A 12,591-nucleotide genomic window follows, 5' to 3' on the forward strand; every position below is an offset into this window, starting at 1 on the left:
TCTAAGCTTGGGTAATCGCATCACAGACAATCCCGTCAGGGGCAATCGCATCACAGGAGGCCTCCATGCTCATCAAGTCTGTTGTGGTCGTGTTGTTACTGCTTATCCTGAGCCAACTTTTCCAGGCTCTCTGGTTGATGGTCGGCTCCCGCCAGACCAACTCTCCGCCGTTGGGCCGACGGGTGTTGCTCTCGGCCCTGCTGGTATTGTTGCTGGTGATCGCCTTGCAATTGGGCTGGATCACCCCCCACTCGCGTCCCTACTGATCCACATCTCTGTTTACCTAGAGCAGATAGACAAAGGTAAAGAGGCAGAGCCAGACCACATCCACAAAGTGCCAATACCAGGCGGCAGCCTGAAAGCCGAAGTGGTGCTCGGGCGTGAAGTGGTCTCGCAGCACGATGCGCAGCCAGATCACCGTCAGCATGATGGCCCCCAGGGTCACATGCAGCCCGTGAAACCCGGTGAGTATGAAGAAGGTGTTGCCATAGATCCCGCTATCGAGCCGAAGCCCGAGCTCCCGATAGGCGTGAAGATATTCATGTCCTTGCAAGATGAGAAAACCCATTCCCAGCAGCAGGGTCAACAGCAGCATGATCTTGAGACGCAGGCGCCGGCCCCTCTCCAGCGCCTGGTGGGCAAATTGCAGGGTGACCGAGGAGGTGAGCAGGAGCAGGGTGTTGATAAGCGGGAGACCCTGCCAGGGCATGGCCCGGGTCTGAGTACCCCCGGGGGTCGTGGTCATGGGCCAGTGGGCGGTGAAGTCGGGCCAGAGCAACTGGCCGGTCAGAGTGTGGTGTCCTGCCCCGCCAAGCCAGGGCATGGCGATGAGGCGGACGTAGAAGAGGGCACCGAAGAAGGCGACAAAGAACATGATCTCCGAGAAGATAAACCAACTCATCCCTTGGCGAAACGAGCGATCCATCTGGTCGCTATAGAGGCCACCTAGTGATTCGCCGATGATATGGCGAAACCAACCCACCAGCATCAGCAGTAGCAAGAGGGCTCCGACCAGGAGCAGATAGCGACCCATGCCGCTTTGCTGGTGGGCCAGCTCGTTGACCAGGGTGCCGGCTCCCAGTGCCAGCAGAAAGAGGGCGACAGCGCCCACGATGGGCCAGGGGCTCTGCTCGGGAACATAGTAACGGTTCATGGTTTTTTCACCTGTGCAGTGCTGATGTCAAAGAGGGTGTAGGAGAGGGTAATGGTGTTGATCTCGGGGGGCAGGGCGGGATCAACGTAGAACTGCAGTGCCATCTCCTTGTGTTCGCCTCCCTTGAGGGTCTGCTGCTCGAAGCAAAAACAGGCCATCTTCTTGAAGTAAGCGGCAGCGGCTCCCGGTGAGACGGAAGGGACTGCCTGACCCGTCATGGCATCAGGCGTCGGGTTGTAGGCCAGGTAGTGGATGAGTCGGGTCTCCCCCGGGTGCACCAACAAACTGGTCATCCCGGGATCGAACTGCCATGCCATAGGGGGGGCGGTGTGCGCCAGAAACTCCACCCGGATCTCGCGGCGGCCGTCTATCTGCCGTGCTGGCTGGTCGGCCGGGCGTGATGCCGTCTTGCCGTTGAGGCCTGTGGCCTGGCAGAAGAGATCGTAGAGGGGGACCAGGGCGAATGCAAAACCGAACATCAGGGCGATGAGCAGCAACAGTCGCTTGATAAGCGGTGCATGGTTGGGTGTCGTCATAGGGTTACTCCACCCTGGGAGGTGTGGTGAAGCTGTGGTAGGGAGGGGGTGAGGAGAGGGTCCACTCCAGCCCCTCGGCCCCTTCCCAGACTTTGGCTGGCACGGCAGCGCCTGAACGGATGCACTTGATGACGACCCATACGAAGATCAGCTGTGACAGGCCAAAGGCGAAGCCCCCTATGCTGATGAGGGCGTTGAGATCGGCAAACTGCAGGGCATAGTCGGGGATGCGTCTGGGCATGCCGGCCAGACCGACGAAGTGCATGGGGAAAAAGAGCAGGTTGACCGAGATAAGGGAGCACCAGAAGTGCCATTGCCCAAGCCGCTCGTCATACCAGTGCCCGGTCCATTTCGGGAGCCAGAAGTAGGCAGCGGCAATAAGGGAGAAGATGGCCCCGGTGACCAGCACATAGTGGAAGTGAGCCACCACGAAATAGGTGTCGTGGTATTGGAAGTCGGCTGGCGTGATGGCCAGCATCAGCCCCGAGAAGCCCCCAATGGTGAAGAGTACGATAAAGGCGATGGCAAACAGCATGGGCGTCTCGAAGGTCATGGCACCGCGCCACATGGTGGCCACCCAGTTGAAGACCTTTACTCCGGTGGGGACGGCGATGAGCATGGTGCTGTACATGAAAAAGAGTTCGGCAGCCACCGGCATTCCGGTGGTGAACATATGGTGGGCCCAGACGATGAATGAGAGCAGGGCAATACTGCAGGTGGCATAGACCATGGAGTGATAGCCAAACAGGGGCTTGCGGGCGAAGGTCGGCACTATGGTGGAGATGATGCCAAAGGCCGGCAAGATCATGATGTAGACCTCGGGGTGGCCGAAGAACCAGAAGATGTGTTGGAACATGACCGGATCGCCGCCACCTGCCGCATCGAAGAAGCTGGTGCCAAAGAATTTGTCGGTCAGCACCATGGTCACGGCCGCCGCCAGCACCGGCATGACCGCAATCAGCAGAAAGGCGGTGATAAGCCAGGTCCAGACGAAGAGAGGGAGCTTCATCCAGGTCATTCCTGGCGCCCTGAGGTTGAAGATGGTGACGATCACATTGATCGCCCCCATGATGGAAGAGATCCCCATCATATGGACGGCAAACACGAAGAGCGCCGTACTGTTACCGCTGTATTTTGTCGACAGGGGGGCGTAGAAGGTCCACCCGGAGCTGGGGCCGCCGCCATCCATGAAGAGGGTGAGCAGCAGCAGGCCGAAGGCGAAGGGGAGGATCCAGAAACTCCAGTTATTCATGCGTGGCAGAGCCATGTCGGGGGCCCCAATCATCATGGGGATGAGCCAGTTGGCCAAGCCGGTAAAGGCAGGCATGACGGCACCGAAGACCATGATGAGGCCGTGCACTGTCGTCATTTGGTTAAAGAAAAGAGGATTGACCAGTTGTAGCCCCGGCTGGAATAGCTCGGCCCGGATCACCATGGCCATGGATCCACCGATAAAAAACATGGTCAGGGAGAAGAGCAGGTAGAGAGTACCAATATCCTTGTGATTGGTGGTGTAGAGCCAACGCAGGATGCCGGATTGCGGATGGTGTCCCTGCTGGTGTGAGATCTCCTCGCTCATGGTCTCTCCTTATTGTCCATCCTTGATAGCCTGCACCTCTGCAGGCTGGATCAGATCGCCCGTGCTGTTGCCCCAGGCGTTGCGCTCGTAAGTAACGAGGGCGGCAATCTCCTTGCTGCCAAGCTGCTTGCCAAAGGCCTGCATGGAGGTTCCGGCACGACCGTTGAGAACGATGTTGATGTGCTCGGCCCGCTTGGCGCTCTGGGTGGTGAGCGGGCTCCCCTTGAGTGCCGGGAAGATGCCGGGCATGCCGGTTCCCCCTATTTGGTGACAGGCGGCGCAGTGACCATTGAAGAGGGTCTCTCCGAGGGTCATGGCCTCAGCCATGGTGAGCTGCTCGTTGGCCTGTTGTTGCTCTTTGGCCGCCGAGCTGGCCTGCTCTTCACTCTGGCTGGCAATCCACTGCTCGAACTCCTGCTCCGGCTTGGCGACCACTACGATGGGCATAAAGCCGTGATCCTTGCCGCACAGCTCAGCGCACTGCCCGCGATAGACCCCCGGCTTGTCGATGCGTGTCCAGGCCTCGTTGATATAGCCGGGGTTGGCGTCCTTTTTGACGGCAAAGGCCGGAACCCACCAGGAGTGAATGACATCGTCCGACGTCGTCAGAAACCGGATCTTTTTTCCGACAGGCAGAACCAGGGGCTTGTCCACCTCGAGCAGGTAGGTTTCGCCTTTTTTGGCCTGGCCGTGGATCTGTTCGGCGGGGGTAGCGAGCAGGGAGTAAAAGGCCACGGGATGCTCTAGGTATTTGTAGTGCCATTTCCATTGGGAGCCGGTAATCAGCACCGTCAGATCCGCTCTGCTGGTGTCATCCATTTTAAGCAGTGTGGAGGTGGCAGGAGCCGCCATGGCGATGAGTATGAGCACAGGGATGGCCGTCCAGAGCAGCTCTATCCGGGTACTTTCATGAAAGTGGGCGGGGGTGGCCCCCCGCGAGCGGCGATGGTGAATAATGGCCCAGAACATGATGCCAAACACCACCAGAGCAATCAGGCAGCAGATGATGAAGATGGTCATATGCAGCTCATACACATCTTGGCTTATCGCCGTGACCCCCTGGGTCATATTGAGTTGCACGGCTGCTGCCGGCATCGAGGCGATAAGCAGGAGCCAGGCTCCCGTGCCAATTCCCTTAATTTTCACGCTGCCCTCCTGAGGTGGAATCCACAAATGGAGCCACCGAAGAAGATCCCCAATGACCAGGCAGTTAAATCGAAATAAAAAATAACTGACTGATATATAAGGCTTATTGCTTATAGGAACATGTAAGTAAAGTATTAGTTCACTTTAGGGAAATCACCAATCACTCAATGAATTACCTGTGATACCCGGCGGTTTCCCCGAAGAGTGAGTGGCAATACCTTGCAGGGCGGAGAAGGGCAGTCTTTATTTATGAAAACCGCAGCCGGCCTGGCCGGTTGCAAGGTGTTGTCCACTGGGATGCGGTCACAATCCCGCTGTCGATAAGGAATGTCATCATGATCCTTAACCACCTCTGGGGGCTCTATGCCCACCCGAAAGATGAATGGCACGAGATAGACGAACATCACGAGAGCTTTACTCGAAGCCTGAGTCATATCCTGATTGTGGCTCTGGTTCCTTCCGTATGTGCCTACTATTCGGCGGTGCACATCGGCTGGAGTATTGGGGTTGGGGAGCCTATCCGACTCACGGCAGACAGTGCTCTCCTGCTGTCGATTGCCATGTATATCGCCCTGGTCGCCGGCGTCTTTGCACTGGCTTATCTGGCTCACTGGATGGGGCGGACCTTCGGATCCGATCCCACTTACACCAAGACTCTGGAGCTGGCAGCCTATACTTCGACGCCTCTGTTTATGGTTGGGCTGGCGGCCTTCTATCCCCATCTCTGGTTTGTGATGATGGTCGGGTTGGCCGGACTGGCCTACTCCATCTATTTGCTCTATGTGGGGGTACCGATCCTGATGCATATCACGGCAGAGCAGGGGTTCATCTATGCCAGCTCTGTGGTGACGGTGGGATTGGTGTTGCTGGTAAGCGTGCTGGCAGCGACAGCGATCTTGTGGGGATCCGGGTTTGCTCCTGTCTTCACCAGTTAGCCGGCCATGCAGGGGAAGACCTGCCTGTGACCAAACGGATACGCCAAAGGGGCTGTGTTCGATATCTGTGGAGTATCGTTTGCGGTCTGCTCGTGGGGCATTGTGAGAACAACAAAGGGTTAGCCATGTGATAAGGCTAACCCTTTGTTTTATCTGGTGCCGGAGACAGGAGTCGAACCTGCGACCTTCGCATTACGAATGCGCTGCTCTACCAACTGAGCTACACCGGCAATGTTGCTAGATGATAGGAAAAAGCCATTGTGAGTCAATGGGTTGTTTGAAAAAACTTGACACGACCAAGGCTTTGGTCGCGTTTTGTTCAGCCATATTGGGTGCGCAGTGTATCAAACTCGGTGATCCGTGGGTGGCCTCGTTGCTCCAGAAATCCAAGCAGTGTCTCTGGCGTGCGGGCGAGCAAGCGATCGCGCGGGAACCCCGCTTCTTCTACCAGTCGTCGGCAGTGGTCGAAGTCCCCCAGCGTAAAGGCGACATGAGAGTCTGAGCCGAAGGCGAGCCAGGCACCGTGATCCCGGGCTGCCTCGACGATGGCTCGGCAATTGGACTCGCTGCCCTTGCGGGAGTGCTCGAAAGAGGAGTTGTTGACCTCAAGGGCTACCCGATGCTCGGCGGCGGCTCTGACCACGGCATCGATGTCGATGGGAAAAGCGGGATTGCCCGGATGGCTGATGATGTCGACCCTGCCGCTTCGTATCGCATTGATCATGGCGCGGGTGTGGCTGTCTTGGTCTCGGGGAGGGAAGACGGGCTCATGGAAGCCAGCCATAACCAGATCCAGCACCGGAAGGTAGTGGTCAGGGAAGTCGATATCCCCTGCCTCGTTTTTGATGTTGGCCTCGATCCCGCGCAGTATGCCCACGCCATCGATTACTCTTGGTAATACCCTCAGGTTAACGAAGTGCCAGTAGTGGGGGGCATCGGCCATCTCAGGACCGTGATCCGTAGTGGCAAACAGGGCGATCCCCTTGGCCTTGGCCACCGGCAGATAGTCATGGATGGTACTGTAGGCATGGGTGCTGGCGATAGTATGAGTATGGGTGTCAACCAGATACTTCATGGGGTTTCCTCCGCTGTGAAGGGCCAGCATAGCAAATGGCTTCTGGCTGAACCATTGCCACACCTTGTTACAAATAGCACCAGGGCTGACACACTTGGCTGACGAGGAAAGGGGAGAATAGAAGCAGTTGAAGGGCTGCCTGAACCTCTTCAACTGAAGGTCAAGGGACAAGGCCTTCTCTTTCCCCACCGCCGTCACTACGGCGGTTTTTTTGCTTCAGTGGCATCAAGGCAAAAAAAAGCCCAACTAACACAGGGAAGGTTGGGCAAAGACTAATGCTTAATTGCAGTGGCATAGATATAGACTGTGGCTGCGTCACAAAGTTCAAAAAAACATTTTGTTAATCGCATTAACACTCTCTTGACATGATTAGGCGTGAAACGTACTTTTTAAACATCTGTTTAAGAGGGCGTTTTTGTGAGTAAGACCGACACCAAACACCGAATTCTCGACGCGGCCGAGGTGCTCTTCGCCGAGCGCGGTTTCGCCGATACCTCTCTGCGCCTCATTACGGGGGAGGCTGATGTCAACCTGGCTTCGGTCAACTATCACTTCGGATCCAAGAAAGAGCTGATCCAGGCTGTGCTGGATCGCTATCTCAGCCTTTTTATGCCCCGTCTCGATACGCAGCTTTCGCGTTTGCAGCAACGGGATGAGGTGACCCTGCTCGAGGTATTTGAGGCCTTCGTTGAGCCTCTGATGTCCCTGACCGAGGTGCGCGGCAACGGGCCAACGCTATTTATGCAATTGCTCGGACGTGGCTATATCGACAGTCAGGGTCACCTACGCCGTTTCATTACTACCCACTACGGGGAGGTGATGGGTCGCATCTCTGGCTCCATCTCCCGCGCCAATCCGGCGCTCTCGCCGGCGGATCTCTTCTGGCGTCTTCATTTTACCCTGGGCACCGTCGTCTTCACCATGGCCTCGGCCGATGCACTGCGTGACATCGCCCAGGCCGATTTTGGCCAGCAGCTCGATGTGGAAGGGCTGGTGCGTAACGTTATTCCTTACCTGGCGGCCGGGGTCGGTGCGCCAGTGGAATCGGCCAGGCTCTCCCTGGCCGGCTAACAACCACAACAATGTCAACGGAACTGTGAAATAGAAGGAATGGAAATCATGACCACATTGCTACTCCTGCTGGTCCTGGCGGTCGCCGTAGTGCTGGGCGTACCCTCACTGCGCAAGCAGTGGGTGACCCGCCCGGTATTTGGCATCTTCAAGAAGATACTGCCCCCCCTGTCGGCGACCGAGCGCGAAGCCATGGAAGCGGGCTCGGTCTGGTGGGACGGGGAGCTGTTTCGCGGCAACCCGGACTGGAAAAAACTGCACGGTTACGGCAAGGCCGAGCTGAGCGCCGATGAGCAGGCGTTTATCGACAATCAGGTCGAGACGCTGCTCGCCATGATCGACGACTTCAAGATAGTCAACGAAACCAAGGAGCTGCCGGAGGAGGTGTGGGATTACCTCAAGAAAGAGGGGTTCTTCTCTTTGATTATCCCCAAGAGTTATGGTGGGCGTGAATTTTCGGCCATCGCCAACTCCACCATAGTCACCCGTATTGCCACCAAGAGCCTGAGCGTGGCGGTTACCGTGATGGTACCGAACTCTCTCGGCCCGGGTGAGCTCTTGATGCACTATGGCACTGAGGAGCAGAAGAACTTCTGGCTGCCGGGTCTGGCCAATGGCAAGGAGATCCCCTGCTTCGCCCTGACCGGTCCCGAGGCGGGCTCCGATGCCGGCTCTATTCCGGATAAAGGCATCGTCTGCAAGGGCGAATATCAGGGTAAAGAGGTGCTCGGGATTCGCCTCAACTGGAACAAGCGCTACATTACCTTGGCACCGCGTGCCACCGTGCTGGGCCTGGCCTTCAAGCTCTACGACCCGGATCACCTGATGGGGGATAAAGAGGAGCTCGGCATCACCTGCGCCCTGATCCCGAGCAGTCACCCGGGTGTGCGTGTCGGTGATCGCCACTATCCCATGGGGCTGGCCTTCCTCAATGGCCCCACCTTCGGCAAGGATGTCTTCATCCCCCTCGACTGGATCATCGGTGGCCCTGACTTTGCCGGTCGTGGTTGGCGCATGCTGGTCGAGTGTCTCTCCGCCGGTCGTGGTATCTCGTTGCCGGCGCTCGGCACCGCCTGTGGCCACATGGCGAGCCGTACTACCAGTGCCTACGCCTATGTACGCAAGCAATTTGGTATGTCCATCGGCAAGTTCGAGGGGATCCAGGAAGCCCTGGCCCGCATCGGTGGTCTGACCTATCAACTGGAAGGGGCTCGTCGCATGACGGCCGGCTCCCTGGATCTCGGCCAGGCGCCGGCCATCGTCACCGCCATCTCCAAATACCACATGACCGAGATGGCCCGTCAGATCATCGACGACTCCATGGATATCCACGCCGGTCGTGCCATCCAGCTTGGTCCCAAGAACTATACCGGCTATGCCTATCTGGGGATCCCGGTGGCCATCACGGTGGAAGGGGCCAACATCCTGACCCGTAACCTGATGATCTTCGGCCAGGGCGCCACCCGTTGCCATCCCTATGTGTTTGGCGAGATGGAGGCGGCTGCCGATCCGGACTTCGAGCGCGGTCTCGAGAAGTTTGACGGTCTGCTGATGAAGCATATCGCCTTCGGTACCGGCAACTTCTTTGGCTCCCTGTTCCAGGGACTGACGCTGGGGCAACTCAACACGGCGCCAGTCGCCGGCGAGACCGCCCGTTACTACAAGCAGCTGACCCGTATGAGTAAGGGGCTGGCCCTGTGTGCCGACATCTCCATGCTGATGCTGGGGGGCGATCTCAAGCGCAAGGAGATGATCTCCGCGCGTCTGGGCGACGTATTGAGCCACCTCTATCTGGCCTCCGCCACCCTCAAGCACTATGAGGATCAGGGGCGTATGGTGGCCGATCTGCCGTTCGTTCAGTATGCGGTAGAGCGTAATCTCTATCTCATCGGCAAGGCGTTTGACGGCTTCTTCCAGAACTTCCCAAACAAGGTGGTCGGTATGGTGCTCAAGCGGGTGGTCTTCCCGTTTGGTATCGGTTACCGCATGCCGGGTGACGATCGCTGCCACGCCATCTGCGAGGCCATGATGAAGCCGGGTGATTTGCGCGACCGCCTCTCGGCCCTCTGCTATGTGGGCAAGGATGAGGCCGATCCCATCGGCTTGATGGAGCGTGCCTTCCTGGCCATGAGCGCCGTGCAGCCCTTCGAGAAGAAGTTGGCACAGGCCCAGAAAGAGGGGCGTCTGCCCCGCAAGCTCCCCTTCGCCGAGCTGCTGCTGGCTGCCGAGGAGAAGGGCGTGCTGAGTGCCGACGAGGTGGCCAGGCTGCGTGCCGCCGAGGCCCTGCGCTACGAGGCGATCCAGGTGGATCACTTCGAGCCGGGGGTGCTGGAGGGAACTCCCCTCGAGGGGACCAGTCTCAACGACGCGGCCTGAGCGGGCCGATGATAAAAAGGGCGCCATCGGCGCCCTTTGTCATTGCATCGCGAGGAGCATTACTCCACCACCATCACCTTGCAGGTATTGGTGCTGCCGACGGTTTCCATCTTGTCACCGTGGGTGAGCAGGACCATGTCGCCGCTTTGCAGCAGTCCCTTGGCCTTGAGCACATCCAGTGCGTCGCGGCAGATCTCGTAGACCGGCTTGGTCTCATCCCCGTCAAACAACACCGGGGTCACACCGCGGTAGAGGTTGGTCCAGGCCAGGGTGCGGCCATGGGGGGAGAGGGCGAAGATGGGCAGGCCGGAGCTGATACGCGACATCAGCAGCGGGGTGGTGCCAGACTCGGTCAGTGCCACGATAGCCTTGACCCCTTGCAGGTGATTGGCGGCATACATGGTCGACATGGCGACCGTCTCCTCCACCGAGGTGAAGGTGTAGTTCATGCGGTGATTGGAGACGTTGAGGCTGGGATGTTTCTCTGCGCCCACACAGACGCTGGCCATGGCATTGACGGTCTCGATGGGGAAGCTGCCTGCCGCCGTTTCGGCGGAGAGCATAACGGCATCGGTGCCGTCGAGCACGGCGTTGGCCACATCCATTACCTCGGCACGGGTCGGCAGCGGGGCATTGATCATGGACTCCATCATCTGGGTGGCGGTGATGACCACACGGTTGAGGCGACGGGAGAAGCGGATCAGCTTCTTCTGCACACCGACCAGTTCGGGATCGCCGATCTCGACACCCAGATCGCCACGGGCCACCATCACGGCATCGGCACCGAGGATGATATCTTCCATCGCCTCGTCGGTGGCGACGGTCTCGGCACGCTCGACCTTGGCCACTATCTTGGCGTCGCAACCGGCCTCGCGGGCCAGCTCGCGGGCATAACGCAGATCATCGCCGCTGCGCGGGAAGGAGACGGCCAGGTAGTCAACCCCCATGCGAGCGGCGGTCTTGATATCTTCCTTGTCTTTGGCGGTCAGGGCCGGAGCGGAGAGGCCACCCCCCTTCTTGTTGATCCCCTTGTTGTTGGAGAGGGGACCGGCGACGGTGACTGTGGTGTGAATGCGGGAGCCTTCGACGCGCTCGACCTTGAGTTGTACACGGCCGTCGTCGAGCAGCAGGATGTCGCCCGGCACCACGTCCTTGGGCAGCTCTTTATAGTCGATCCCGACCTGCTCCTGAGTGCCTTCTCCCTTGCCAAGGGTGCCGTCGAGTACAAACTGATCACCGATGGCCAGATAGATCTTGCCGTCCTTGAAGGTGGACACCCGGATCTTGGGGCCCTGCAGATCACCCAGAATGGCCACATGACGACCCAACGAGGCGGCGATCTCACGCACCCGATTGGCTCGCTCGATGTGATCTTCCGGGGTGCCGTGGGAGAAGTTCATCCGTACCATATCGGCACCGGCCTTGATGATGCCTTCGAGGATCCCCTCGCGGTCGGTGGCCGGACCCAGAGTGGTCACGATTTTAGTACGTCTAGCCATGAGAAAACTCCATTAGGATGAGAGAAAACGGACGGTGTGCACAGCGCGAGGCTGTCCTTACCATACACCAGGGTGGGGCAAAAAACGAAAACAGGGGCCTGGGCCCCTGTTCTCATCAGGATGAGCTGGAGTTGTCAAAGCGGGATTCACGTAACCCCTCTTTGACCTTTTTTAGATTTTCGCGAAACTTCATGCCCCGGCGCAGGGTGAAGCCGGTGGCCAGCACATCGATGAGGGCCAGCTGGGCGATGCGCGAAGCCATGGGCATATAGACATCGGTGTCTTCCGGCACGTCCATGGAGAGCACCAGGTTGCACTCCCGCGCCAGGGGGGAGTCCTTGGCGGTCATACCGATAACGGTGGCGTCGTTTTCCCGGGCCAGGGCGGCGATCTCGACCAGTGCCTTGGTGCGGCCGGTATGAGAGATAAGCACCACCACATCACCTTCCGAGCTGTTGATGCAGCTCATGCGCATCATGACGATGTCATCGAAGCAGACCACAGGAATATTGAAGCGGAAGAACTTGTTCTGGGCGTCACGGGCGACGGCGCTGGAGGCGCCGAGGCCGAAGAAGCTGATCTTCTTGGACTGGGTCAGGATGTCGACACAGCGATTGATGACGCCGGTATCCAGGCTGTTTTTGGCCGCATCGAGGCAGGCCATGGTGGACTCAAAAATCTTGGAGGTATAGGCATCCGGACCATCTTCGGCCTCTACGTGGCGATTCACATAGGGGGTACCGTTGGCGAGGCTCTGGGCCAGATGCAGCTTGAAGTCGGGGAATCCCTTGGTGTCCAGGCGGCGGCAGAAGCGGTTGACGGTCGGCTCGCTCACGTCGGCCATCTTGGCCAGGGCGGCAATGCTGGAGTGAATGGCCGTCTGGGGGGAGGCCAGAATCACCTCGGCAACCTTGCGCTCCGATTTACTGAAACTTTCCAAGTTTTTGGTAATTTTTTCGAGGGTATTCATCATCACCACCAGGTTTTTTGTAACTTAGCTTCAGTGTCTTTGCACTGATAGACAGCTCATGCACGGATTCCAATTGTGCAACGACTATACATGACAAGCAGTTATGCGCCCTAATTGCGGTCATGTAAAGTATGACCCATGTCTAATAATTTCTTTCAAGATCCCCTGAGTACCCATTGAAACCCTGAAAGCGGTTACAAATGTAGCAAACTAACCACATTGTGACCCAGTGCACGTTTGTGTCGAGCCAG

At 58.1% G+C, this 12,591-nt stretch carries 11 protein-coding genes and 1 tRNA gene; 4 read left to right on the top strand and 8 right to left on the bottom strand.

The window, feature by feature from the left end:
* Positions 1-65 precede the first annotated feature (65 nt).
* Positions 66-266: a DUF2909 family protein gene (locus BN1133_RS08470; protein ID WP_050666103.1), complete on the top strand. Its 201-nt coding sequence runs from the start codon at positions 66-68 to the stop codon at positions 264-266.
* A gap of 17 nt (positions 267-283) precedes the next feature.
* Here the strand turns inward: BN1133_RS08470 and BN1133_RS08475 are convergent, their stop codons facing one another.
* From BN1133_RS08475 to coxB, 4 genes are read right to left on the bottom strand one after another with little or no spacing between them, the layout of a single operon-like run.
* Positions 284-1,153, bottom strand: coding sequence for a cytochrome c oxidase subunit 3 (locus BN1133_RS08475; RefSeq protein WP_050666104.1), 870 nt, complete (start codon positions 1,151-1,153; stop codon positions 284-286).
* A complete protein-coding gene (locus tag BN1133_RS08480; protein ID WP_050666105.1) occupies positions 1,150-1,689 on the bottom strand; it encodes a cytochrome c oxidase assembly protein in 540 nt (179 codons plus the stop codon). The genes BN1133_RS08475 and BN1133_RS08480 overlap by 4 nt, the downstream gene beginning before the upstream one ends.
* Positions 1,690-1,693: 4 nt before the next feature.
* Positions 1,694-3,268: a cytochrome c oxidase subunit I gene (gene ctaD / locus BN1133_RS08485; RefSeq protein WP_050666106.1), complete on the bottom strand. Its 1,575-nt coding sequence runs from the start codon at positions 3,266-3,268 to the stop codon at positions 1,694-1,696.
* 9 nt (positions 3,269-3,277) lie between these two features.
* Positions 3,278-4,414, bottom strand: a complete 1,137-nt coding sequence (gene coxB / locus BN1133_RS08490) for a cytochrome c oxidase subunit II (RefSeq protein ID WP_330218673.1) — start codon at positions 4,412-4,414, stop codon at positions 3,278-3,280.
* Between the two features lie 335 nt (positions 4,415-4,749).
* On the opposite strand from coxB, the gene BN1133_RS08495 reads away from it, so the two are divergent.
* The gene (locus BN1133_RS08495; RefSeq protein ID WP_050666107.1) at positions 4,750-5,349 is read left to right on the top strand and encodes a Yip1 family protein; all 600 of its coding nucleotides are present in this window, start codon (positions 4,750-4,752) and stop codon (positions 5,347-5,349) included.
* A gap of 154 nt (positions 5,350-5,503) precedes the next feature.
* Here the strand turns inward: BN1133_RS08495 and BN1133_RS08500 are convergent.
* Positions 5,504-5,579 (bottom strand) — tRNA-Thr (locus tag BN1133_RS08500).
* Positions 5,580-5,668: 89 nt separating this feature from the next.
* Positions 5,669-6,424, bottom strand: coding sequence for a phosphatase (locus tag BN1133_RS08505; RefSeq protein WP_050666108.1), 756 nt, complete (start codon positions 6,422-6,424; stop codon positions 5,669-5,671).
* A gap of 417 nt (positions 6,425-6,841) precedes the next feature.
* Here BN1133_RS08505 and psrA point away from each other — a divergent pair, with 417 nt between their 5' ends.
* Together psrA and BN1133_RS08515 are read left to right on the top strand one after the other, a co-directional pair.
* Positions 6,842-7,495: a TetR family transcriptional repressor PsrA gene (psrA, locus tag BN1133_RS08510; protein WP_050666109.1), complete on the top strand. Its 654-nt coding sequence runs from the start codon at positions 6,842-6,844 to the stop codon at positions 7,493-7,495.
* A 48-nt stretch (positions 7,496-7,543) separates the two neighbouring features.
* Positions 7,544-9,871 carry an acyl-CoA dehydrogenase gene (locus tag BN1133_RS08515; protein WP_050666110.1) on the top strand — a complete coding sequence of 776 codons (2,328 nt, stop codon included), beginning with the start codon at positions 7,544-7,546 and terminating at the stop codon, positions 9,869-9,871.
* 59 nt (positions 9,872-9,930) lie between these two features.
* On the opposite strand, the gene pyk is transcribed toward BN1133_RS08515, so the two are convergent.
* Entirely contained in the window at positions 9,931-11,370 is a 1,440-nt protein-coding gene (pyk, locus tag BN1133_RS08520) for a pyruvate kinase (protein ID WP_050666111.1), read from the bottom strand.
* 115 nt (positions 11,371-11,485) lie between these two features.
* Positions 11,486-12,340 (bottom strand): MurR/RpiR family transcriptional regulator, encoded by an 855-nt coding sequence (locus tag BN1133_RS08525; RefSeq protein WP_168929875.1) that lies wholly within the window; start codon positions 12,338-12,340, stop codon positions 11,486-11,488.
* Between the last annotated feature and the right edge of the window lie 251 nt (positions 12,341-12,591).

Source organism: Aeromonas schubertii (assembly GCF_000820105.1).
GTDB classification, from domain to species: domain Bacteria; phylum Pseudomonadota; class Gammaproteobacteria; order Enterobacterales; family Aeromonadaceae; genus Aeromonas; species Aeromonas schubertii.